The organism is Nocardioides sp. TRM66260-LWL, from assembly GCF_020075545.1.
GTDB lineage: Bacteria > Actinomycetota > Actinomycetes > Propionibacteriales > Nocardioidaceae > Nocardioides.
On sequence record NZ_JAIQZK010000001.1, the window covers coordinates 1,113,363 to 1,136,480 of the forward strand.

The 23,118-nt window shown below is 75.1% G+C and carries 23 protein-coding genes; 14 read left to right on the forward strand and 9 right to left on the reverse strand.

The window, feature by feature from the left end; all coding sequences use genetic code 11:
• The first annotated feature begins 9 nt into the window (after positions 1–9).
• From K8Z61_RS05345 to K8Z61_RS05365, 5 genes are all read left to right on the forward strand, one after another.
• On the forward strand, positions 10–918 hold the full coding sequence (locus K8Z61_RS05345) for a phosphotransferase (RefSeq protein WP_224127200.1): 909 nt from the start codon (positions 10–12) through the stop codon (positions 916–918).
• 312 nt (positions 919–1,230) lie between these two features.
• Positions 1,231–2,055 (forward strand): hypothetical protein, encoded by an 825-nt coding sequence (locus K8Z61_RS05350; protein WP_224127202.1) that lies wholly within the window; start codon positions 1,231–1,233, stop codon positions 2,053–2,055.
• A gap of 309 nt (positions 2,056–2,364) precedes the next feature.
• Positions 2,365–3,963: an ABC-F family ATP-binding cassette domain-containing protein gene (locus K8Z61_RS05355; RefSeq protein ID WP_224127204.1), complete on the forward strand. Its 1,599-nt coding sequence runs from the start codon at positions 2,365–2,367 to the stop codon at positions 3,961–3,963.
• Positions 3,964–4,030: 67 nt separating this feature from the next.
• On the forward strand, positions 4,031–4,816 hold the full coding sequence (locus K8Z61_RS05360; RefSeq protein WP_224127206.1) for an enoyl-CoA hydratase/isomerase family protein: 786 nt from the start codon (positions 4,031–4,033) through the stop codon (positions 4,814–4,816).
• Positions 4,817–4,868: 52 nt separating this feature from the next.
• Positions 4,869–6,749 (forward strand): ABC transporter ATP-binding protein, encoded by a 1,881-nt coding sequence (locus tag K8Z61_RS05365; protein WP_224127208.1) that lies wholly within the window; start codon positions 4,869–4,871, stop codon positions 6,747–6,749.
• Between the two features lie 15 nt (positions 6,750–6,764).
• On the opposite strand, the gene K8Z61_RS05370 is transcribed toward K8Z61_RS05365, so the two are convergent.
• A complete protein-coding gene (locus tag K8Z61_RS05370; RefSeq protein WP_224127209.1) occupies positions 6,765–7,745 on the reverse strand; it encodes an SURF1 family protein in 981 nt (326 codons plus the stop codon).
• 65 nt (positions 7,746–7,810) lie between these two features.
• Here K8Z61_RS05370 and moaA point away from each other — a divergent pair, with 65 nt between their 5' ends.
• Positions 7,811–8,821 (forward strand): GTP 3',8-cyclase MoaA, encoded by a 1,011-nt coding sequence (gene moaA, locus K8Z61_RS05375; protein ID WP_224127210.1) that lies wholly within the window; start codon positions 7,811–7,813, stop codon positions 8,819–8,821.
• A gap of 16 nt (positions 8,822–8,837) precedes the next feature.
• Here moaA and K8Z61_RS05380 read toward each other — a convergent pair whose 3' ends face one another.
• Entirely contained in the window at positions 8,838–9,092 is a 255-nt protein-coding gene (locus K8Z61_RS05380; RefSeq protein ID WP_224127212.1) for a hypothetical protein, read from the reverse strand.
• Positions 9,085–9,384, reverse strand: coding sequence for a DUF3099 domain-containing protein (locus K8Z61_RS05385; RefSeq protein ID WP_224127214.1), 300 nt, complete (start codon positions 9,382–9,384; stop codon positions 9,085–9,087). The genes K8Z61_RS05380 and K8Z61_RS05385 overlap by 8 nt, the downstream gene beginning before the upstream one ends.
• Positions 9,385–9,448: 64 nt before the next feature.
• Between K8Z61_RS05385 and K8Z61_RS05390 the strand changes: the two genes are divergently transcribed.
• From K8Z61_RS05390 to K8Z61_RS05405, 4 genes are all read left to right on the forward strand, one after another.
• Positions 9,449–9,661 carry a dodecin gene (locus K8Z61_RS05390; protein WP_224127216.1) on the forward strand — a complete coding sequence of 71 codons (213 nt, stop codon included), beginning with the start codon at positions 9,449–9,451 and terminating at the stop codon, positions 9,659–9,661.
• 119 nt (positions 9,662–9,780) lie between these two features.
• A complete protein-coding gene (fabG, locus tag K8Z61_RS05395; protein ID WP_224127218.1) occupies positions 9,781–10,518 on the forward strand; it encodes a 3-oxoacyl-ACP reductase FabG in 738 nt (245 codons plus the stop codon).
• Between the two features lie 88 nt (positions 10,519–10,606).
• A complete protein-coding gene (gene fabI / locus K8Z61_RS05400; RefSeq protein ID WP_224127220.1) occupies positions 10,607–11,386 on the forward strand; it encodes an enoyl-ACP reductase FabI in 780 nt (259 codons plus the stop codon).
• Between the two features lie 84 nt (positions 11,387–11,470).
• The gene (locus K8Z61_RS05405; RefSeq protein ID WP_224127621.1) at positions 11,471–12,022 is read left to right on the forward strand and encodes a histidine phosphatase family protein; all 552 of its coding nucleotides are present in this window, start codon (positions 11,471–11,473) and stop codon (positions 12,020–12,022) included.
• Between the two features lie 12 nt (positions 12,023–12,034).
• Here the strand turns inward: K8Z61_RS05405 and serB are convergent, their stop codons facing one another.
• Positions 12,035–13,261 (reverse strand): phosphoserine phosphatase SerB, encoded by a 1,227-nt coding sequence (serB, locus tag K8Z61_RS05410; RefSeq protein WP_224127222.1) that lies wholly within the window; start codon positions 13,259–13,261, stop codon positions 12,035–12,037.
• Positions 13,262–13,449: 188 nt separating this feature from the next.
• Positions 13,450–14,247, reverse strand: a complete 798-nt coding sequence (locus K8Z61_RS05415) for a hypothetical protein (protein ID WP_224127224.1) — start codon at positions 14,245–14,247, stop codon at positions 13,450–13,452.
• Between the two features lie 53 nt (positions 14,248–14,300).
• Here K8Z61_RS05415 and K8Z61_RS05420 point away from each other — a divergent pair, with 53 nt between their 5' ends.
• Entirely contained in the window at positions 14,301–15,098 is a 798-nt protein-coding gene (locus tag K8Z61_RS05420) for an ABC transporter ATP-binding protein (RefSeq protein WP_224127226.1), read from the forward strand.
• Entirely contained in the window at positions 15,095–15,850 is a 756-nt protein-coding gene (locus tag K8Z61_RS05425) for a sulfite exporter TauE/SafE family protein (RefSeq protein ID WP_224127227.1), read from the forward strand. Before K8Z61_RS05420 ends, K8Z61_RS05425 begins: the two co-directional genes overlap by 4 nt.
• A 54-nt stretch (positions 15,851–15,904) precedes the next feature.
• Here K8Z61_RS05425 and K8Z61_RS05430 read toward each other — a convergent pair whose 3' ends face one another.
• The 4 genes from K8Z61_RS05430 to K8Z61_RS05445 all read right to left on the reverse strand — a co-directional run bounded on the left by K8Z61_RS05430 (position 15,905) and on the right by K8Z61_RS05445 (position 18,619).
• The gene (locus tag K8Z61_RS05430; RefSeq protein ID WP_224127228.1) at positions 15,905–16,429 is read right to left on the reverse strand and encodes a DUF4267 domain-containing protein; all 525 of its coding nucleotides are present in this window, start codon (positions 16,427–16,429) and stop codon (positions 15,905–15,907) included.
• Positions 16,430–16,476: 47 nt separating this feature from the next.
• Complete coding sequence (locus tag K8Z61_RS05435) at positions 16,477–17,466, reverse strand: alpha/beta hydrolase (RefSeq protein WP_224127229.1); 990 nt, start codon at positions 17,464–17,466, stop codon at positions 16,477–16,479.
• Positions 17,463–18,062 (reverse strand): hypothetical protein, encoded by a 600-nt coding sequence (locus K8Z61_RS05440; RefSeq protein ID WP_224127231.1) that lies wholly within the window; start codon positions 18,060–18,062, stop codon positions 17,463–17,465. The genes K8Z61_RS05435 and K8Z61_RS05440 overlap by 4 nt, the downstream gene beginning before the upstream one ends.
• Positions 18,063–18,166: 104 nt before the next feature.
• Positions 18,167–18,619 (reverse strand): DUF6328 family protein, encoded by a 453-nt coding sequence (locus K8Z61_RS05445; protein WP_224127233.1) that lies wholly within the window; start codon positions 18,617–18,619, stop codon positions 18,167–18,169.
• Positions 18,620–18,698: 79 nt separating this feature from the next.
• Here K8Z61_RS05445 and K8Z61_RS05450 point away from each other — a divergent pair, with 79 nt between their 5' ends.
• Both K8Z61_RS05450 and K8Z61_RS05455 read left to right on the forward strand, forming a co-directional pair.
• On the forward strand, positions 18,699–19,814 hold the full coding sequence (locus K8Z61_RS05450; protein ID WP_224127235.1) for a PP2C family protein-serine/threonine phosphatase: 1,116 nt from the start codon (positions 18,699–18,701) through the stop codon (positions 19,812–19,814).
• Positions 19,815–19,929: 115 nt separating this feature from the next.
• Positions 19,930–23,118 carry a hypothetical protein gene (locus K8Z61_RS05455; protein ID WP_224127237.1) on the forward strand — a complete coding sequence of 1,063 codons (3,189 nt, stop codon included), beginning with the start codon at positions 19,930–19,932 and terminating at the stop codon, positions 23,116–23,118.

Below are 23,118 nucleotides of genomic sequence, written 5' to 3' on the forward strand. Positions count from 1 at the left end.
CGTCGGGCCATGTGGCAGCCCGAGCCCGGCTGGCATCCCGTGCCGGCCGGCAGCGGTCCGTCCACCGTCGGCGTGTGGCGCACGGCGCTGGAGGGCCAGCCGATCGTCGTCAAGCGCTTCGCCGCGCCGCACGAGGACGACCCGGCCGAGCTCTCCGACCGGTCCCACTTCGCCTGGTGGCGTCGCGGCGCGGACGCGCTGGAGAGCGGGCTGGTGCGCGACACACCAGGGCTGCGCGGACCCGAGCGCTGCTGGGTCGAGGAGGACGACGAGGGCCTCACCCTCTTCCAGACGTGGGTCGAGGACGCCGCGCTCAACGGCCTCTTCCGGGCCCACGCCCTCGGCCGGTTCGCGGGGGTCGACCTGGGCGGGCGGCCGTGGCTGGCCCGCGGCCAGCTCGCGGCCCGGCTCCGTCGGGTCGAGCACCGCGGCGGGTGGCGGACGCTCGCCCGCACCACCGTGGCCGACGTCGCCGACCACCTGTGGGGCCGCCGGCAGCGGCTGCTCGCCGAGCTCGACGCCCTGCCGCAGGTGGCCCAGCACGGTGACCCGACGCCCGGCAACCTGCCGGGCCGCAGCGGCGACGACGTCGTCGCCCTCGACTGGGCGACCCTCGGCACGGGTCCGGTGGGCGGCGACCTCGGCTACCTCCTGCTCTCGGCGCGCGAGGAGCTCGACCCGCTGCTCGACGCCTATCTCCTCGGCCTGCCCGACGGGCTCGCCGACCGCGACGAGGCGCTGCACGGGGCGCGGGTGACCGCCGTCCTCACGGCGCTGACCCGAGCCGACTGGGCCCTCGCGCGGGTCGCCGACGGCGAGGGCCCCCTGGCCGCCAAGTTCCGCCACCCCGCCGTCGAGCCCTACCTGCGGGCGCTGCAGCGTCAGGCGGCGCTGATCGAGGGGCTGGTGAGGGGCTGAGTCGGGCCCGCGCGTGCAGGTTTCCCCGGATATCCGGGGATTCCTGCACTCCGTGACGCGTCCGGCACCCCGACGTCCGCCTCACGGTGCCGTACGCGTCACGGAGCCCAGCAGCGGGCGTGGTCCACAGATCCTGGGAGCCGGCTCGGCGACCGAGCGCTGGCGGGGAACGACTGCCTCATGGAACTGGCCTCCGGACCCGCCGGCGTCGCCGGCGAGCGTGGTGTCCTCCGTCCCGTCCGAGTCGGGGGGCCGCACGGGCCGACGCGCGGTGAGGCCCGCGGACCGAGGTGGCGACGGGTCGGACGCGGGATGTACGTGCCGGCTGCGGCGACGGACGAGGACGTCGACCAGCGGATCGTCGAGGCTGCGGCGCGCCTGACGGCCGACGGCGCCGTCACCGGGTGGGCCGCCCTCCGCTGGTGTGGAGTGCCCTACGTCGACGGCCTTGACTCGGACGGGCGGGCGCCCCTGCCGGTGCCGCTCGCGCTCGGGCGCGGCCGGGGACGCGCGCCCGCGGGCGCGATGGCGACCCGGGCCGCGCTGGGAGTCGACGACGTCGCGGTCGTCGACGGTCTGCGGGTCACCGCGCCGCTGCGCGCGTTGGTGGACCAGGCACGGTGGTGCGACGACCCGCGGGAGCTCGTCGTCCTGCTCGACCAGACCCGCGGGGCGGGACTGGTGACCCGCGTCGAGCTCGCCCGCGATCCGGTCGGTCGTCGTGCGTCGCCGGCGCAGGGGAGGCTGCGGTCGGTGCTCGCGCTGTCGTCGGCGCGGTCGAGGTCGCCGCAGGAGACGCGGCTGCGCCTGGTGTGCCGGCTCGACCTCGGGATCGAGCGGCTGCTCGAGAACGCCACGATCCTCGATCCGGCCGGCCGGTTCGTGGCGGAGGTCGACCTGCTCGACCCCGATCACGGCGTCGCGCTCGAGTACGACGGCTCCGTCCACCGCAGCGCGGCTCGCCACGCGTCCGACGTCGCGCGCTCGGAGTCGCTGCTCGACGTCGGACTCGAGGTCGTCTCCGTGGTGGGTCGGGCCGGACTCGACCCGGTCGTCCTCGGGCGCCGGCTCGCCTCGGCTCGGCGGCGCGCGCAGCGGCTCGTGCCCCGGTTCCGGGCCGTGATCCGCCCGCTGTGAGGCTTCCGTGACGCGCTGGGCACCTCGGCGGACCTCGCGCGGTGCCGTACGCGTCTCGCAGCGACGGTTTCCCCGGTCGACCGGGGAAACCGACACGTCGGCACCCAGCAGAACGCGCCCGGCCCGTCTCGGACAGGCGTCCACCCGACCCGGGACCTTCCCTGACGCGCCCGGCACCCCAGGAGCGCCGAGGAGGTGCCGTGCGCGTCACGGAACGCAGGTTTCCCCGGATATCCGGGGATTCCTGCGCTCCCGCCCCCGGCGACGAATCAACCCGCGCGCCGTCCCGCACCTAGACTCGGGGTCCTCATGATCACCGCGCATCAGCTGGAGGTCCGCGCGGGTGCGCGGCTCCTCATGGAGAACGTCTCGTTCCGGGTCGGTCCGGGCGACAAGGTCGGCCTCGTCGGCCGCAACGGCGCCGGCAAGACCACGCTCACCCGGGTGCTGTCGGGAGAGTCGCTGCCGGCGTCGGGCAGCGTCCAGATCAGCGGCGAGGTCGGCTACCTGCCGCAGGACCCGCGCACGGGCGACCCCGAGGTCCTGGCGCGCGACCGCATCCTCTCGGCCCGTGGGCTCGACGACGTCGTCCGGCGGCTGCGGCAGGCCGAGATCGAGATGGCGAGCGACGACCCGCAGGTGCGCGATCGCGCGATGCGGCGCTATTCGCGTGCGGACGACGAGATGCACGCCGGCGGCGGGTACGCCGCGGAGTCGGAGGCCGCGCAGATCGCGGCGAGCCTCGCGATCCCCGAGCGCATCCTGGCGCAGCCGCTGAAGACGCTGTCGGGCGGTCAGCGGCGTCGCGTCGAGCTGGCTCGGATCCTGTTCTCGGGCGCCGAGGTGATGATCCTCGACGAGCCCACCAACCACCTCGACGCCGACTCGATCGTGTGGCTGCGCGACTTCCTGCGCTCGCACAGCGGCGGCTTCATCGTGATCAGCCACGACACCGACCTGCTCGACGCCACCGTCAACAAGGTGCTGCACCTCGACGCCAACCGCGCGGTGATCGACGTCTACAGCATGGGCTGGAAGGCCTACCTGACGCAGCGGGAGACCGACGAGAAGCGTCGCCGCCGGGAGCGGATGAACGCCGAGAACAAGGCGAAGACCCTCACCGACCAGGCCAACAAGATGCGCGCCAAGGCCACGAAGGCGCAGGCCGCGCAGTCGATGCTGAAGCGGGCCGAGAAGATGATGGCCGGCATCGAGGGGGAGCGGGCCGTCGACAAGGTCGCCCGCATCGCCTTCCCGGCCCCCGCGCCCTGCGGTCGCACCCCCCTCACGGCCCACGACCTCTCCAAGGCCTACGGCTCGCTGGAGGTGTTCACCGGCGTCGACCTCGCCATCGACCGCGGCACCCGCGTCGTCATCCTGGGCCTCAACGGCGCCGGCAAGACGACGATGCTGCGCATCCTGGCCGGGGTCGACCGTCCCGACACCGGGGAGGTCGTTCCTGGGCACGGGCTCAAGGTCGGCTACTACGCCCAGGAGCACGAGACCCTCGACACCTCCCGCAGCGTGCTGGAGAACATGCAGAGCGCCGCGCCGCAGCTCACCGACACCGAGGCCCGCAGCGTGCTCGGCTCGTTCCTGTTCTCCGGCGACGACGTCCACAAGCCCGCCGGCGTGCTGTCGGGCGGGGAGAAGACCCGGCTCGCCCTGGCGTCCCTGGTCGTGTCCAGCGCCAACGTGCTGCTGCTCGACGAGCCCACCAACAACCTCGACCCCGCCTCGCGCGAGGAGGTCCTCGAGGCGATCCGCTCCTACGAGGGCGCGATCGTGCTGGTCACCCACGACGAGGGCGCGGTGCACGCGCTCGAGCCCGACCGCGTGCTGATCCTCCCCGACGGGGTCGAGGACCTCTGGAACGAGAGCTACGGCGACCTCGTCTCGCTCGCCTGACGCCGGCCGGGTGGCGCCGACCGCCAGCAGCGGCGGGAGCGTCGGCGGCGCCGCCTAGACTCCGGCCATGACGCTGCCCTCCGCCGACGCGCTCGCCGCGGCCGGTCTCGAGCTCGAGATCGCCGGCCCCCTCGCCACCCTGACGCTGCACCGGCCCGAGGTCCGCAACGCGCAGACGCCGACGATGTGGCGCACCATGGCGGCGATCGGCGCCGGGCTCTCCGACGACGTCCGGGTGGTCGTGGTGCGCGGTGCCGGGGGCACCTTCTCCGCGGGTCTCGACCGCGCCATGCTCGACCCGACGACCACCGGCGTCGAGACCGTCACCGACCTGCTGACGCTCACCGACGCGGAGATGTCGGCCACGATCGACGCCTACCAGCAGGGCTTCACCTGGCTGCGCGACCCGCGGCGCATCTCCATCGCCGCCGTGCAGGGCCACGCCGTCGGCGCGGGCTTCCAGCTCGCCCTCTCCTGCGACCTGCGCGTGCTCGCCGACGACGCGCTGCTGTGCATGAAGGAGGCCGCGCTCGGCCTCGTCCCCGACCTGACGGGAACAAAGCCGCTGGTCGAGGCGGTTGGCTACTCCCGGGCGCTGGAGATCTGCGTCACCGCTCGCACCGTCGCGGCCGACGAGGCGCAGGCCATCGGCCTGGCCCTCACGGTCGTCCCGGCCGAGCGGCTGGAGCAGACGGTCTCCGACCTCGTCGGCGCCCTCACCGCGCCGCTCCCGGGGGCGGTGCGCGAGATCAAGGCCCTCCTGCTCGGAGCGGCCGAGACCGACCTCGAGACGCACCGGCGGCTCGAGCGCGAGGCCCAGGGCCGACGCTTCCGCGAGATCGCCGGAGGCTGAGGCCGGGTCCGGCACGGCCCGCCACAGCACACAGCGAGCTCAGGAGGCAGCGATGTCAGGGATGATGGGAGCCGCGCACGCGTGGCGGACGCTGCGCACCGACCGGAGCGTCGCCGAGCACCGGCTCGGCCGCGACACGGTCCGGCGCGTGCTGTCGTTCGCCCGCCCGCACCGACGGCTGATCGCGGCCTTCCTCGCGGTCACGATCATCGACGCGGGCACCGTGGTCGTCACCCCGCTGCTCATCCGCCACGTCGTCGACGACGGCATCCTGGCCGGCGACCGCGGCGTCATCACCTGGCTGGCGCTGGCCATGGGCCTGTTCGCGGTCGTCACCGCGGTGCTGAGCGTGCTCTCGGGCTGGCTGTCCTCGCGCATCGGCGAGGGCCTCATCTTCGACCTGCGCACCCGGGTCTTCGGGCACGTGCAGCGGCAGTCGCTCGCGTTCTTCACCCGCACCCAGACCGGCGCGCTGGTCAGCCGGCTCAACAACGACGTCATCGGCGCCCAGCGCGCCTTCACCGCCACCCTCGGCAGCGTGGTCTCCAACGCGATCGCCGCGGTGGTCGTCGGCGTCACGATGGTGGCGCTGAGCTGGCAGGTCACGCTCCTGTGCCTGGCCGTCTTCCCGATCCTGGTGCTCGCCTCGCGCTACGTGTCGGCCCGACTGGTGGGCCTGACCCGCGCCCAGATGGACGGCAACGCCGAGATGGGCACGGTGATGACCGAGCGGTTCAACGTCGGCGGCGCCATGCTGCTCAAGCTCTTCGGACGGCGCCCCGAGGAGGACGCGCTCTTCGCCGGCAAGGCCGCCCGCGTCCGCGACCTCGGCGTGCGCATCGCGCTGACGACCCGGATCTTCGGCGCGGCCATGCTGCTGGTGCCCGCGCTCGCCACCGCGCTCGTGTACGGCGTCGGCGGCCAGCTCGCGGTCTCCGGGGCGCTGAGCGTCGGCACGCTGCTCGCGCTCGCGACCCTGCTGCTGCGCCTGCTCGGCCCCTTGCAGGGTCTCTCGAACGTGCGGGTCGACGTCATGACCGCGCTGGTCAGCTTCGAGCGCGTCTTCGAGGTGCTCGACCTGCCCTCGCTGATCGTCGAGCGACCCGGAGCCCGCGCGGTGCCGATCGGCGCCGACGGCTCGGTGGGCCTGGAGTTCGACGCCGTGCGCTTCGCCTACCCCCGGGCCGACGAGGTCTCGCTGGCCTCGCTGGAGGCCGTGGCGCGCCCCGAGGGCGTCCGGGAGCGCACCGAGGTGCTGCGCGAGGTCTCCTTCCGCGCCGAGCCCGGTCAGCTGGTGGCGCTCGTCGGCCCCTCGGGCGCCGGCAAGTCGACCATCACCCACCTGGTCTCGCGCCTCTACGACGTCTCCGACGGCGTCGTGCGGGTCGGGGGCGTCGATGTGCGCGACCTGGCGCTCGACTCGCTCGAGGACGCCGTCGGCTACGTCACCCAGGACGCCCACCTGTTCCACGACACGATCGGCGCCAACCTGCGCTACGCGCGGCCCGGCGCCACCGACGAGCAGCTGTGGGACGCCCTGCGCGCCGCCCAGGTCGCCGATCTCGTCGAGAGCCTGCCCGACCGCCTCGACACCGTCGTCGGCGACCGCGGCTACCGGCTCTCCGGCGGCGAGCGCCAGCGGCTCGCGATCGCCCGGCTCCTGCTCAAGGCGCCGCCGATCGTCGTGCTCGACGAGGCCACCGCCCACCTCGACTCCGAGTCCGAGGCGGCGGTGCAGCGGGCGCTCGACGCGGCGCTGGAGGGACGCACGTCGCTGGTCATCGCCCACCGGCTCTCGACCGTGCGCCACGCCGACCAGATCCTCGTGCTCGACGGCGGCCGCATCGTCCAGCGCGGCACGCACGAGGAGCTGCTCGCCGCCGGTGGGCTCTACGCCGACCTCCACCGCACGCAGTTCAGCACGGCCGGCTGAGCCGCAGCCCCCGGCTCAGCCGGAGCGGTCGGCCGCCTGACGCTCCGCCTCGCGGCGCGCGGCCTCCTCGGCCGCGGCGCGTGCCTCGGCCTCGGCCCGCATCCGGGCGTACGGGTGGTTGGTCTGGCGCGGCTTCTTGGCCTTCGGCGGACGACCGCCGAACGGCCCGGCCAGCCGCTGGGCGAGCGGGTCGCCGGTCGCGGCCACGGCGTCCTGCCCGGCGACGTCAGCGCCGTCGGCGCCGCCGGCGCGGCTGCGGGTGCCCCGGGGGCCCCGGCGCCACTCGTCGTAGAGCAGGTAGAAGAAGCCGAACACGGCCAGGACGCCGAAGAACCACCACTGCAGGCCGTAGAAGAAGTGCGGGCCGTTGTCGAGCTCGGGCAGCTCGACGGACCGGAGGCCCTCGGCCGGCCGGCCGTCCTCGGAGCGCAGCTCGACCCAGCCGCCGTAGACGGTGCGCTGCTGGGCCGCGGCGATGGCGGTGCTCGAGACCGCGCGCACCGAGTTGGCGTCGACGGTCGTGGAGTCGCCGCTGCCGTCGGCGCGGACGTAGCCCTGCACCTCGACCTCGCCGGTCGGCGGCTGCGGCGCGTTCGGGGGCAGCGGGCCGCCCGCGTTGTCGGTGGGCAGCCAGCCCCGATCGACCAGCAGCGTCGTGCCGTCGGCGGTGACCAGCGGCACCAGCAGGTCGACGCCCGACGCGCCGTCGCGGGTGCGGTAGCGCACGACGATCGTCCGGGCGGCGTCGTAGGTGCCGCGCGCGGAGACGACGCGCCACTCGTCGGCCTTGGCCACCGGACGTCCCGGAGCGAGGACGTCCTGCACCGGCGTGGGCGCGAGCGCCTCGTTGGTGCGGACGATCGCGTTGTTCTCCTTGCGGTCGGCCAGGCGGCCGAACTGCCACTCGCCGAGCCACCACGTGGCGTAGGCGATGAGCACGACCGCGACGGCGAAGAGCGCCCAGCGTCGGCTGATCAGGAAGCGGAGCGAACCCACCGCTCCAGGCTAGCCGGGGGACCCGAGACGTCCGGCCGGCAGGGAGGCACCCGTAGGCTCGTCGCATGACCCCCTTCCGGCTCGAGGACCGCTTCGGGCGCGTCGCCACCGACCTGCGGGTCTCCCTGACCGACCGATGCAACCTGCGCTGCACCTACTGCATGCCGGCCGAGGGCCTCGACTGGCTGCCCGACGACGTCACGCTCACCGACGACGAGGTCGTCCGGCTGATCACCGTGGCCGTGGAGCGCCTCGGCGTCGACGAGGTGCGCTTCACCGGCGGCGAGCCGCTGGTGCGTCGCGGCCTGGTCGACATCGTCGCCCGCACCCGCGAGGCCGGGGAGCGCCTGGGCCGTCCGCTGGAGCTCTCCCTCACCACGAACGGCCTCGGCCTGGCCCGCACCGCGGCCTCGCTCGCCGCCGCGGGCCTCGACCGGGTCAACGTCAGCCTCGACACCGTCCGAGCGGAGACGTTCGCCGAGATCACCCGCCGCGACCGCCTCCACGACGTCGTGGCCGGCCTGGAGGCTGCGGCGGAGGCCGGCATGACGCCGGTGAAGGTCAACGCCGTGCTGCTGCGCGACGTCAACGACGACCAGGCCGGCGAGCTGCTCGACTGGTGCCTCGAGCGCTCCTACGAGCTGCGGTTCATCGAGCAGATGCCGCTGGACGCCCAGCACGGGTGGTCGCGCTCGACGATGATCACCGCCGAGGAGATCCTCGAGCGGCTGGGTCGCACCCACACGCTGACGCCCGCCGTCGAGCCGCGGGGCAGCGCCCCGGCCGAGCGCTGGCTGGTCGACGGCGGGCCGGCCACCGTCGGCGTCATCGCCTCGGTCACCCGACCGTTCTGCGGCGACTGCGACCGCGTGCGGCTCACCGCCGACGGGCAGGTGCGCACCTGCCTGTTCGCGCGGGAGGAGTCCGACCTGCGCACCGCGATGCGCGCCGGGGCCGACGACGCCGAGCTGGCCGACCGCTGGGTCACCGCCATGCGCGGCAAGGCCGCCGGCCACGGCATCGACGACCCGACCTTCCTGCAGCCCGACCGGCCGATGTCGGCGATCGGCGGCTGAGCGGAGTCCCGGCGCCTCAGGCGCCGGGCGCGGCCTCGGGGAACGGCACGACGTCCTTGAGGAAGCCGCGGGAGGACAGGAACGACGACAGCGACGTCCGGTGCTCCTCGCAGGCCAGCCAGGTCTTGCGCCGGTCGGGCGTGTGGAGCCGCGGGTTGTTCCACTGCAGCGCGGACGTCGCGGGCTCCACGCACCCCTTGGCCGAGCAGACGTCGGGCCCCGTGGCGGAGGGCTCCAACGGCGCGCGGCCGGGGACGGGCTGCTCAGCCACCGAGCTCGCGGTGGTCGATCGTCCGGCGCAGCTCGAAGGAGTCGGTGCGCTGGGTCGACACGTTCGCCAGCACGACGGCGAAGTAGGGGAGGATGATCGCGCCGGCGATCAGGATCGGCCAGAGCCAGCCGATGCCCGCGAGGCCGGCGATCACCGCGCCCACGAAGCACAGCGAGCGCAGGCTCATGCTGAGCAGGTAGCGCTTCTGCCGGGTCGCGATGTCGTCGGAGCGGTTGCCGCCCACCGTGGTGATGCGGATGGGCTCGGCTGCTGGGGTACGAGACTTGGCCACCTCTCCAGCGTACGTGCGCACCACTAGGATCGGCCCGTCCCGTCCCGCCCCCGAGAGGCCACCGATGTCCAACCGCACGTACCGCATCACCGAGATCGTGGGCACCTCGCCCGACGGCATCGAGGAGGCCATCCGCAACGGCGTCGAGCGCGCCTCCCGCACCCTGCGTCACCTCGACTGGTTCGAGGTCACCCAGGTGCGCGGTCACATCAAGGACGGCGGCGTCGAGCACTTCCAGGTCGGCATGAAGATCGGCTTCCGGCTCGAGGACGACTGACCGTCCCGACTCCGTCGCGCCTCCCTCACGACCCGTGCCGCGTCCCCGATCCGGGGGCGCGGCACGCGTCGTCCCGGGCGCTTAGGCGTACCTGGCGGTAATCACTACGGTCGGGACGCGTGAGTCAGCAGCCCGCCGTCGCGTCCGCCACCGCCCCCCGCTCCGTGCTCGTCACCGGAGGCAACCGCGGCATCGGCCGGGCCATCGCCGAGGCGTTCCTCGCCCAGGGCGACCTGGTCGCGGTCACCACCCGCAGCGGCGGCGCGCCCGAGGGAGCGCTCGACGTGCGCTGCGACGTCACCGATCCCGCCGCCGTCGACGCCGCGTTCGCGGACGTCGAGGCCGCCCACGGGCCCGTCGAGGTGCTCGTCGCGAACGCCGGCGTCACCGCCGACACCCTGCTCCTGCGGATGAGCGAGGACGACTGGTCGCGCGTCCTCGAGACGAACCTCACCGGCTCCTACCGGCTGACCAAGCGGGCCGCGAAGGGCATGCTCCGGCTTAAGCGGGGCCGCATCGTGCTCGTCTCCTCGGTCGTCGGGCTGCTCGGCTCCGCGGGCCAGGCCAACTACGCCGCGTCCAAGGCCGGGCTGGTCGGGCTCGCCCGTTCGGTGGCCCGCGAGCTCGGCTCGCGCGGCATCACCGCCAACGTCGTCGCCCCGGGCTTCGTCGAGACCGACATGACGGCCGTGCTGCCCGAGGCGCAGCGCGAGCAGATCCGCGCCTCCGTGCCGCTGCAGCGCTACGCCTCGCCCGACGAGGTCGCCGCGGCGGTCGTCTGGCTGGCGGGGCCGGGAGCCGCCTACGTCACCGGCGCGGTGATCCCGGTCGACGGCGGCCTCGGCATGGGCCACTGACGGCCCGTCCGCACCCTCCGAACCAGACCACCGCGGGCCCGCGCCCGACCCCACCGACACCCCACCGACACGTCAGGAGCACGTCACCATGGGAATCCTCGAGGGCAAGCGCATCCTCGTCGCCGGCGTCACGATGGACACCTCCATCGGCTTCGCCACCGCCCGCTTCGCCCAGGAGCAGGGGGCCACGGTCCTCATCTCCAACTTCGGCCGGGCCCTGGGCATCACCCGGCGCATCGCCAAGCGTCTCCCCGCCGAGCCGCCGGTGCTGGAGCTCGACGTCACCGATCCGGCGCACCTCGAGCGCCTGCCGGCGCTGGTCCGCGAGCACCTGGGCGAGGACGCCCGGCTCGACGGCGTCGTCCACTCGATCGCCTACGGCAACCCCGAGACGCTGCTCGGCGGCCGCTTCCTCGACGGGCCGTGGGACGACGTCGCGCAGGCCGTCCAGGTGTCGGCCTACTCGCTGAAGTCCCTCGCCGCCGCCTGCCGGCCGCTGATGGGCGAGGGCGGCTCGATCGTGGGGCTCACCTTCGACGCCACGGTCGCCTGGCCGGCCTACGACTGGATGGGCGTGGCGAAGGCCGGGCTCGAGTCGTGCGCGCGTTACCTCGCCCGCGACCTCGGCCCCGAGGGCATCCGGGTCAACCTGGTCAGCGCCGGCCCGCTGCGCACGCTGGCGGCGAAGGCGATCCCCGGCTTCTCCGACCTCGAGGAGCTCTGGGCCACCCGTGCCCCGCTGGGCTGGGACAACACCGACCAGGAGCCGACCGCCCGCGCGGTGTGCGCGCTGCTGAGCGATCTGTTCCCGGCCACGTCCGGCGAGATCGTCCACGTCGACGGCGGCTTCCACGCGATGGGCGCGTGACGCGGCTCGCGTCCTGACGCCGCCTGCGGGGAGGGGGCGGTCGACGGGTGCGGGGGTGCCTGTCACCATTCCCGCGTGAGCGAGATGAGCGACGAGGCCGTCCCGACGCGTGGCCGGAGCACGGTGCGCCGCCGGCTGGTGGTGATGCGCCACGCCAAGGCCGAGCAGGCCGGGGCCTCCGACTTCGTCCGCGAGCTCAGCGCGCGCGGCGTCGCCGACGCCGAGGCGACCGGGCGCTGGCTGGTCGAGCAGGGCGTCGAGCCCGACCACGCGCTCGTCTCGGCCGCCGTGCGCACCAGCCAGACGTGGGAGTCCGTGGCCGCGGCCGCCGGCTGGAGCGACGACGCGACCTACGAGGACGCCCTCTACGAGGCGGGGCCGGAGACCGCGCTCGACCTCATCCGCGAGACTCCCGACGAGGCGCGCACCCTGATGGTCGTCGGCCACAACCCGACGATGGCCTACCTCGTCCAGCTGCTCGACGACGGCGACGGCGACGAGGACGCCTCCGCGGCCATCTCCACCGGCTATCCGACGGCGGCCGTCACGGTCTTCGACCTCGAGGGCGACTGGACCGACGTCGAGGAGCAGTGCGCCACGCTCGTGGCGCACCACGTGGCGCGCGCCGCGGGCTGACGCGGGGCTCGCTCAGGGGAGCGGCGCCAGCGGGGGAGCCGGGGTGACGAAGCCGGCCTCCTCGTCGGCCAGCTCGATCTCCTCGCGGCTGATGCCGAGCAGGTACATGATCGTGTCGAGGTAGGGCACGTTCACCGAGGTGTCGGCCGCCTCCCGCACCACCGGTCGCGCGTTGTAGGCGATGCCGAGCCCTGCGGCCTCGAGCATGTCGAGGTCGTTGGCGCCGTCGCCGATCGCGACCGTCGCCGCCTGCGGGACGCCGATCTCCGCGGCGATCTCGCGCAGCGCACGGGCCTTGCCGGGACGGTCGACGATCTCGCCGACGACCCGGCCGGTGAGCCGGCCGTCCACGATCTCGAGGGTGTTGGCGCGGGCGTAGTGGATGCCGAGCTCGGCCGCGAGCCGATCGGTGATCTGGGTGAAGCCACCGGAGACGATGGCGAACCGGTAGCCGAGCCGGCGCAGGGTGCGCACCATCGTCCGCGCCCCGGGGTTGACGACGATGCGGCCGTACACCTCGTCCAACGCCTCGACGGGCACGCCCTCGAGCAGGGCGACGCGCGAGCGCAGCGACTCGGCGAAGTCGAGCTCGCCGCGCATGGCGCGCTCGGTGACCTCCGCGACCTCGGCCTCGCACCCCGCGTGGGCGGCGATCATCTCGATCACCTCGCCCTGGATGAGCGTGGAGTCGACGTCCATGACGATCAGCCGCATGCCGCGACGCAGGAGGTTGGCCGGCTGCACCGCGACGTCGACGCCCTGCCGCGCGGCCTCGACGGCGAGCGCGGTGCGCAGCTCCTCGGGCGCGGCGCCGGAGACGTGCAGGTCGATGGCGGTGACGGGATAGCGCGCCATGCGCTGGATGCGGTCGATGTTCGCGCCGGTCTCGGCGATCCGCCGGGCCAGCGCCGCCATCGCCGCGGCGGTCAGCGGCGTGCCGAGGACGGTGACGTGCGCGCGTCCGGCGGGCCGGCGGTGGCTGTCGCCGGTGCCGCGCTCGATCTCCACGCTCATGCCGAGCCCGTCGGCCGTCGCCTGCACCGCGGCGCCGAGGGCGTCGAGGTCGGCGCCCGTGGCCGGCGAGGTGACGAGCACGCCGAGCACCAGCCGGCCCCGCAGCACGATCTGCTCGAGGTCGACGACCTCCACCCCGGCCTCGGCGAGGGTGGCGAAGACGGCCGAGGTGACGCCGGGCCGGTCTTTGCCCGTGAGCGTGATGAGCAGCGTGTCGGGGTTCATCGGGCCCGAGGCTAGCGGCTGGGCGCCGTCGACCGGCCCTCCGCGAGGCGCGCGTCCGCGGGCTGATCACCTCCGCCTGACGCTCCGTGACGCGTGGCGCACCTCCGGCTGCCGCTCGGCGTGCCGTGCGCGTCACGGAATGCAGGAATCCCCGGATATCCGGGGAATCCTGCGTTCGGCGGCCCGGATCACGCCGGCGGCCAGACCTCCGGGGAGCCCGCGGCGACGAGGGCATGGCGGGCGGCGGACGCCAGGGGACGCAGGGCGTCGCGGCGCAGGGCGATCTCGGAGGCCGACACGGCGCCGCCGTCGTCCTCGAGCGCCAGGTCGACGATCGCCTCGGCGACCAGCGCCCGGGCGGCGAGGTCGACGCACCGGGCCGGGACGCCGTCCGGCGCGGCGATCGGTGCCCGGTGGCGCAAGTCGAGCAGCACGTCGGCGACCTCCGGACGCCATCGCGCGACGTCCAGCGCGGCGAGGCGGTCGGCGGTCTCGGGCAGCACCCGGCGCAGCGCGCGGTCGGCCTCCCCGACGTCGGGCAGCTGGCGGCGGCGCGCCTCGAACCTCACCCATGCGGTGGCGGCGCCGACCGTCTCGGGCACCAGGCCCAGCCCGGCCTCCCAGGCCACGACGGCCTCCCCGGCCTCGAGCGCCGCCGCGGTGAACGCCGCGGGGCCGCCCAGCCCGACCGGGTCGCCCTCGACGGGGAAGGCGACGCCGAGCGCCATCGCCCCGGCGCTCCGCAGGCGTCCGAGGCCGAGGGCCAGGGGATGCGTGCCGTCGGCGTCGACGAGGGTGTGGGTGGCCTGGTCGCCGATCACCGCGTCGATCGTCTCGTCGAGGGACACCCGCCCCTGCAGCCAGGCCGTGCCCCACCAGGCGAGCCGCAGCGCGGCCGGCAGACCCGACCCCGGGGACGCCGGCTCCGCCTCGTGACGCGGACGTGCGCCGGCGCGCGATCGGGGGTCGGGACGGGGCTGCTCCACGCCCGCCGACGGTACGCGCCGGACCCTGAGCGGCACTCGCTAGGGTGACGGCCATGGCCGCCGTGATCGACTTCGAGGACGTCACCCTCCGCCGCGGACAGGCCCTCCTGCTCGACCGGGTCAGCTGGACGGTCGAGGAGGACGAGCGGTGGGTCGTGCTCGGCCCCAACGGCGCCGGCAAGACCACGCTGCTGCAGCTCGCCGCCGCCCAGCTGCACCCGACCTCCGGACGCGCCGGCCTGCTCGAGGAGACGCTCGGGCGCGTCGACGTCTTCGAGCTGCGTCCGCGCATCGGCGTCACCAGCGCCGCGCTCGCCGAGCGGCTGCCGCGCGCGGAGCGCGTGCACGACGTCGTCGTCTCGGCCTCCTACGGCATCACCGGCCGCTGGCGCGAGCAGTACGACGACGCCGACCACGAGCGCGCCACCTCGCTGCTGCGCGAGCTCGGCGTCCTGCACCTCGCCGAGCGCACCTTCGGCACGCTCAGCGAGGGCGAGCGCAAGCGGGTGCAGATCGCCCGGGCGCTGATGACCGACCCCGAGCTGCTCCTGCTCGACGAGCCGGCCGCCGGCCTCGACCTGGGCGGCCGCGAGGACCTCGTCTCGACCCTGAGCGTGCTGGCCCACGATCCCGACTCCCCGGCCACGGTGCTCGTCTCGCACCACCTCGAGGAGATCCCCCCGGGCTTCAGCCACGCCCTGCTGCTGCGCGGCGGCCGGGTCGTCGACGCGGGCCTGCTCACCGACGTGCTCACCGAGGTCAACCTCGCCGCGACGTTCGGGCTGCCGCTCGTCGTCACGCACAGCGACGACGACCGCTGGTCGGCGCGGCGCCGCACCCGCGCACGGTGACGCCGACCGACCTCGGCATCGTCGGCGCCCTGGGCGTCTTCGCGGGCGTCGTGAACAGCCTCGTCGGCTCGGCGACGCTGGTGACCTTCCCCGTGCTGCTCTCGCTCGGCGTCCCGCCGGTGGTCGCGAACGTCTCGAACAACATCGGCCTGGTGCCCGGCTCGGCGGTCGGCGCGTGGGGCTATCGACGTGAGCTCGCCGGGCAGGGCGGCCGGGTGCTGAGGTGGGGCGCGATCGCGGCGCTCGGCTCGCTCGTCGGCGCCGTCACGCTGCTCGCGCTGCCGCCCGCGGCCTTCGAGGCGGTCGTGCCCGCGCTGGTGCTGCTGGGCGTGGTCCTGGTGGCCGCGGGGCCTCCGCTCTCGCGCCGCGTCGCCGGTCGCGGTCGCCGCACGGGGGAGCGCGAGCCCCGCTGGCTGCGCCCGGCGATCGGCGTCACCGGCGTGTACGGCGGCTACTTCGGCGCCGCCCAGGGCGTGATGCTGATCGGCGTGCTCGGCGTCGGCTACAGCCCGGACCTCCAGCGGGTGAACGCCATGAAGAACGCGCTGGCGGCCGCGATCAACGGCGTGGCCGGCGTCCTCTTCGCCCTCGTCGCCGACGTCGAGTGGCGGGTGGCCGGGCTCCTGGCGCTCGGCTCCGCGGTCGGCGGCCTGCTCGGCTCGTCGGTCGGACGCCGGCTCCCGCCCCCGCTGCTGCGCGCGGCGGTCGTGGCGGTGGGGCTCGCGGCGTTCGTGTCGATCCTGGTGACCTGAGCTCGCCGGCCGCCGCGGAACACGGACGACGGCCGGCGGGCTCGGGCGGACGGCTCAGCGGGCCTTGGCCAGCGCCTTCGACGCCTTGGCGGCCGCCTTGCCGGCGGCCTTCTGCTGCGCGGCGCGCTTCGCGGCGGTGCGTGCCGCCTTCCGCGCCTTGCGACCGCCCGACGCCGCGAGGGCGCCCGCCTTCGCCTCGGCGCGCGCCTCGCGGGCCCGGCGACCCTCCGCGCGGAGGCCGAGCAGACCGGTCAGCACCGCGAACAGCGCCGGACCGGCGAGCAGCTGACCGGCGCGCTGCGGAACCTGGCCCTCCTGCGGTCCGAGGTAGCCGGTGGCCGCGTCGGCGCCGTCGACCCCCACGCCGAGCAGCAGCAGCCCCGCCCGGCCCCGGCCGCGGGAGACCAGCGTCGCGGTGCCGAGGGCGATCTCGCGGGAGGCGAAGAGGCGGATGACGTACGGCGCCTGGGGGTTGGCGACCGGGTCGAGCCCGAAGAGGGTGGCGGCCTGCTGCGGACGGGCCAGGGAGAACGCGCCGATGGCGATGCGGCCGAGTGAGAGGCCGGTCACAGGATTCATGCTGCGGACCCTAGCGAGCAGGCGTCCGGCGCGTCTGCCCCGTCCGATCAGGAGCGGTGCAGCCGCTCGACGTGCGCGTCGTGCCAGGCCTCGATCTCGGCGTAGACCCGGTCGCGGGCGGGCCGCCGCGAGAGGACGACGTCGTGCACCGCCCCGGGCACCGCGACGTAGGTGACGTGACGACCGATCGCCGTGGCCCAGCGACGGATCTGCTCGACGTCGAGCACGACGTCGGAGCTGCGCGCGTCCTCGTCGACCTCGGTCGGCGCGGTCGTGCGGTCGGAGGAGAGCACGAGCACCGGCACCGCGACGTCCAGACCGCGGTGCAGCCGGGCGTGGCCGCGGCGCACGGCGCGCAGCCAGCCCACCCGCACCGGGAAGGACTCCATCGGCTTCCAGGCGAGGTCGAAGTCCCACTCGCCACCGTGATCGCGGTGCAGCACCTGCCCGTACACGCCGTTGACCTCGCGGGGGATCACCCGGGTCGGCGCCATCGCGCCGAGCCGGTCGATCACGGCGGTGCCGACGGTGCGCAGCAGCGCGCTGCCGCGGAGGTCCAGCCAGGGCGAGTTGAGCACGAGGCCCGCCAGCTCGGGCAGCGCCGCCGCGCCCCGCTCGTCGACCCACAGCGGCACGGTGAGCCCGCCGGTGGAGTGCGCGGCGACGAGCACCCGCCGGTGACCGTCCCGCTCGGTGATGCGCAGCCAGGCGGCGTCGAGCTCGGGGAAGTGCTCGGCCAGGTCGGTGACGAAGGTCGGCAGCAGGTCGGGCCGCAGCGAGCGGCCGTACCCGCGCAGGTCGAGGCCGTACACCTCGTAGCCGCGCTCGGCCCACCAGGCGCCGAGCTCGGCGTGGAAGACGTAGTCGGCGAAGCCGTGCACCAGCAGCACCGCGCCGACCGGACGTGCTCCGGCCGCCGCCGGGCGCCGGATGAGCGTGGCGATCGCGCCGTCGTCGAGGTGGAGCGTCTCGGCGGTCCAGGGGTCGCCCAGGACGTCGGGCACGGGGAGGTCCTGCGGGGTCGGGTCGGGGCTCATCGGCGCCTCCTGCGTGCGGCGGCGCTCAGCTCGAGCGCGCGCTCGGGACGGTTCGTGGTGACCAGCCAGGCGCGTCCGGGCGCCAGCCAGTGCCGCAGCTCGCGGTCGGCGTCGACGGTCCACACGACCAGCGGGACGCCGTGGCGGCGCGCCCAGCCGGCCACGCCGAGCCGGGCCAGCGACCAGTGCGCGACGACGACGTCGGCGCCGCAGCCCTCGAGCCGGCTCCGGGGCCGTAGCTCGCTCCACCGGATCGCGACCTGCTCGCGCAGCGGCCGCCCGGCCACGTCCTGGCCCAGGGAGAGCCCCAGGCGGAGCGCGAGCCCGCGCTCGTCGGCCCAGCCGCGCAACACCCGGAGCACCTCCTCGCGACCGGTCGTGACGACCAGCCGCTCGAGCCCGAGCAGCTCGACGGCCCGGGCCACGGCGGCGATCTCGAGGGCGCCGTCGTCGGTGCCGAACTTGAGGTCGAGGTGCGCGCCGGCGCCTGCGTCGGCCAGGGCGAGGAGCACCTGCTCGGGCTCGAGGTCCTCCGCGCCGCCGACGTCGTGCGCGACGACGACGCGGCCGTCCTCCAGCTGCAGGTCGAACTCCACGAAGGGCGCGCCCAGGGCGAGCGCGCGCTCGAGCAGGGTGCGGCTGTTGCACCGGTGGGCGCTGACGCTCGCGGCGGGACGCCCGCCCGACGCGAGCCGGGGGCTCAGACCAGCCTCCGCGGCGTGACGACGAGCACCACCAGCGCGAGCGCGGCCACCACCGCGCCGCTGACCAGGCCCGCCTGGCGACCGACGACGACGTCGACGACGAGGGTCGCGATGCCGGCCACGAGCACGCACAGGCAGGCCAGCGCGACGTCCAGCGCCCGCCGCGCGGTGTGGACGACGTCCTGCTTGTGGTGGCGGCCGGAGAGCCGGCGGTGCACCGCGATCGGCGTCAGCACGGCCAGCGTCGTGAGGAGCGCCGCCCCGACGAGCAGCAGGTAGATCGAGCGCTCGAACCCGTCGAGCCGCCCGAAGGCGGGCTGGAAGGGGAGCGTGACCAGGATGCCGGCGAGCAGCTGGGCCCCGGTCTGGGCGACCCGCAGCTCCTGCAGGAGGTCCTCGAACTGACGGTCGAGGTGGGCCGGGTCGGTCGGCGGGCCGTCGGACTGCACCGGCGCATTCAAGCATCGCCGCCGACGGTCGTGGGGAACCGCGATCCCCCGGAGGGAGGAGCCGCCTATCCTTCAGCGCATGAGCGGTGCGCGGCGGCCACCAGCGCGGCCCGCACCGGGTCCGCGCGGCTGGAGCGCGCGCCCGAGCGCGGTCGCCGCGAGCTGGCGCACCGGCACGCGCAGCAGCCAGCGCCTCGTCCTCGGGCTGATGCTCGCGGCGGTCACGATCTGCTTCCTCGTCTCCCGCGCCGCCTACGCCGTCCTCCCGGTCGGCACCTACACGGTCTGGCTGCTGGTGGGCCTGCTGGTGCTGCGGCCGCGTCCCCTCGTGGTGCTGACCTTCTACACGGTGGTCGGGGCGATCGTCATCGGCGTGCTCGACGGCGACGTCACCACCGCGCGGGTCGCCGGCATGGTCGCGCTCGTCGTGGCCGGCGCGCTCGTGCTGCAGCACGCCCGACGGCAGCGCACCGGGCTGCCCACCTCGCTCGGCGAGACGATGCTCGCCGACCTGCGCCAGCGGCTCCACGACCAGGGGCGCATCCCTCCGCTGCCGGCGGGCTGGCACGCGCAGTCGGCGATGCTCGCGGCCGACGACGTCGGCTACGCCGGCGACTTCATGACCGCCGCGCTCGACCGCCGCGGCGAGGTGCTCGAGGTGATCCTGGTCGACGTCGTCGGCAAGGGCGTCGCCGCCGGCGCGGACGCCCTGCAGCTGGCCGGCGCGCTCGGCGGACTGGTCGGCGCCCTCCCGCCCGAGCCGCTCATGCAGGCCGCCAACGACTTCCTGCTGCGCCGCCCCGACGACGAGTCGTTCGCGACCGCGGCCTACGTGCGGCTCGAGCTGAGCACGGGGGAGTACCTCGTGCTGAGCGCCGGGCACCCGCCCGTCCTGCGCTGGTGCGCCCGGGACCGCGCCTGGCTCGTCGACCCCGCCCGCGGCCTGGCCCTGGGCGTGCAGCCGGACGCCGAGCTGGTGCGCAGCGAGGGTCGGCTCGAGCCGGGCGAGGCGCTGCTCTTCTACACCGACGGCGTCGTCGAGAGCCGCGGGCAGGACATCGAGGCGGGCATCGTCTGGCTCCAGGGGGTCGCCGCCGAGGCCGTCCGGGCCGGCTTCGACGGCGCGGCCCGGCGGATCATCCGCCAGGTGGCCCGGGGCGACGACGACCGTGCCGTGCTGCTGATCTCCCGCTGATCTCCGGTGAGCTCCCGCTGATCTGGCGCTGATCTGGCGCTGATCCTGCGGGTGCGCGCCGGCTCCCGCGCCCACTTCAAGGATTCCTCAAGGCCGCCTGCCTAGCGTCCGCGGCATGACGCTCGACGAGCAGCACGAGGTCCCCGGCAGCCCGCCGGCTCCGGCCGTGCGCGGCGACCTGCCCGCCGCGCTGGCCCGCCGCGGCGTCCTCGGCGCGGGCGGCGTGCTGCTGAGCGCGGCCGCCCTCGGCGGGAACCCCGCGGGCCGGCGCCTGCTCGCCGCGGTGGCCGACCCCCTCGGCGCCGACGCCCGCGCCCTGCGGCGGGAGTCGGGCGCCGTCGTCGAGCGTCTGCGTCGCGACGCCGACCAGCTGGTCCTCGACGTCGTGCGCACCGGGTTCGTCGAGACCGAGGTCGACGGCGTCGTCCAGCTGGAGGCGTCCGGGCCCGAGCCCGCGACCCTCGCCTTCGTGCTGCCGGCCCCCGCGCTCGGGGAGGCGTACGCCCACGGGTCCACCGCGCTCTCGGCGACGACCCCCGCGGTCAAGGCCGAGCTGGGGCAGCCGGCCGTCCTGGTGTTCACGGCCCCCGTCGGCACCCGGCTGCGCTACGACGTCGCCGGGCTGCTGGAGTGGTCGGGACTGGACGCGCGCTGGGGCGGTGCGGACGGCTCGCTGCTGGAGGCGCCGTACCGCCTGTCCGTGCGTCCGGTCGGCCAGACCGCCTGGCGCCACGACCCCGCACCCCGCCTCCTGCTCGACGCCACGGGCGAGTCCACGGCGGTCACCGAGCTGTGGCACACCCGGCTGACCCGCCCCGACCAGGGCGACCCGACCCTGCGGGTGCTCGCGCAGTACCCGACCGCGCTCAAGCTGCCGCTCGACGCGACGGACCGCAAGGCGATCGTGGCCCTCGCCGACACCGACCTGACCGGCGGCGGCCGGGGTCCGGTGCGCGCACCGCAGGTGCTGCTGACCTCGCTGGGCGCGATCCTGGAGCTGCACGGTCGGTGGCCGGTGCCGAAGACCGGGTCGCTGACCACCTGGGACCACCGCACCACCCTCGGCCGCGACCAGTACGTCAAGACCGTCAACGCCGGCTTCCTGCTGCCGTGGGGGCATCCCGCGGTGCTGATCGAGGAGACCTGGCGACGGATGCGGCTGCGGGGCTCGGGCTCCGCCGCGCGCCCGACGGCGGTGCTGGAGAAGGTCGTCACGCTCGTCGTGACGGAGCCGGTCGTCGACACCTCGCTGAAGGCCAAGCGCACGACGGCCGGGAAGACCCGCGGCTCGCGGCTCCCGTTCGCCACCGTGCGCTGCACGGTGCGCACCAGCCCCGAGCTGACGCTGCGCGGCAGCGAGAAGAGCGTCGGCGGCGTGCTGCGGCTGGCCGAGGGCGGGCTGCTGCGACTGCCCTTCGTCGGGATCGACTGGGAGGGCGCCGAGGTGCCGTTCACCTCCACGGTCGCCTTCCTGCCCGTCTCGCAGCTCGGTGCGGCTGGACGGCCGGCGGAGATCTGGTCCGACGTGGTGGAGCAGGACGCCGCCGGCATCGCGCTGGGCGGGCGCGCGATCGCCCTCGTGCCCCCGCCGGTGCCCGGCGCGACCCAGGTGGCGCTCACCGGCGCCCAGGTCGGGGTCACGCCGGTGCCGCTGACCTCCACGGAGCAGGCGATCAAGACCCGGGCGTCGTTCCGCCCGGTGCTCACCAGCCTGGACGCGATCGTCCCCGCGCTCAGCGCCCTCAGCGCGGCGGCCGCCGGCAGCGAGGGCGGCGCCGGCGGCGCGACGCCGGCCGCGCAGAAGCCGACCACGCACGTGTGGCCCAGCGCCTACGTGAAGGACGAGGCCAACCCCGGCGGGGTGTACCTGCGGCCCTCGGCGCCCGTCGCAGCCGCGAGCCCGAGCAGCCTCACCGGCGGACTGGGCTCGCTGCCGCAGGTCTACCAGGGCCTCTCGACCAAGGTCGGCGCCGTGCTCGCCGCCACCGAGGAGGCCTTCGACGCCGTCGCCAAGGGCGTCTCGACCGCCGCCGACGTCTACGAGAAGCTCACGCTCTTCGGGCGCATCCCGCTGGCCGAGATCATCGTCGGCGGCGACCTCTCGGCGCTCCCCAAGGCGATCACCGAGGTCGTCGACCAGCGGCAGACGGTGACGACGACGCTCACCCCGAGCCTGAAGCCGAAGGCCGTCGGACCGCTGCGCCTCTACCCCGGCGACCTGCGGATCACGGCCACGCTCGCCGCGGGCGGGGAGAGGCCGCCCGAGCACCGCGTGGACGCCCGGCTCACGCAGTCGCGCCTGGAGCTCGGGGGCGTCGTGCGCCTGCCGGTCATCGACCTGCACGTCACCTCGAGCACCGCCGCGCCCTTCGACCTGACGCTCGTGCTGGGCACCGTGGAGTTCCTCGGCCAGCTGGCCTTCGTCCAGGACCTCGCCGCCGTGCTGAAGCCGTTCCTCTCCGACGACGGCGGGGGCGCGGGGGGCTCGGCGAAGGCGACCTCCTACCGGGCGGTGCCGACGTCCGCGGCGCTGGCCCGGTCGGCCCGGACAGCCCGGGTCGCCCGGGCCGCCCAGGCCGGGGAGGTCGCACGCCGCGGGTTCGACCCCGACGTCGACGTCGACCTGTCGGGACTCCACGTGAGCCAGAGCATCGCGCTCCCGGACGTCCAGGTGGGGGTCTTCCAGCTCAGCGGCCTGGGGTTCGGCTTCGGCGTCGACCTGCTCTTCGCCGGCGGCCTCGGCGCGCGGTTCTCCTTCGCGAGCCACGAGAACCCCTTCCAGGTGCTCTACGGGCCGTTCGGCGGCGGCGGGTACTGCGCGATCGAGCTGGACGGCGGCGACGTCAGCCGCCTCGAGCTCTCCCTGGCCGCGGTCGGCGGCGTCGGCATCGACCTGGGCGTCGCCGCCGGGGCGATCTCCGTGTCGGCCGGCGTGGTGCTGGTGCTGCCGAAGAGCGGCCCGCTCAGCCTGACCGCGTTCTTCCGGACGTCCGGTGCGCTGGAGGTGCTCGGCCTGGTCTCGGTGAGCGTGGTCTTCGAGATCAGCCTGACCCTCGTCGACAGCGATCCGGTGAGCCTCAGCGGGCAGGCCGAGCTGGCCATGCGCATCGAGGTCTGCTGGGTCAGCAAGACCGTCACCGCCTCGGTGCAGAAGACGTTCACCGGCGGCGCGCAGCCGAAGCCCGTCGGCGGCGGCGCGCGCCGCGCGCCGGCCCCGCAGGACGCCCCGTACGCGTTCCGCGACGCCTACCCCGACCTGTCCACCTGGCAGTCCTACGCGGACGCCTTCGCCCCGGGAGGCTGA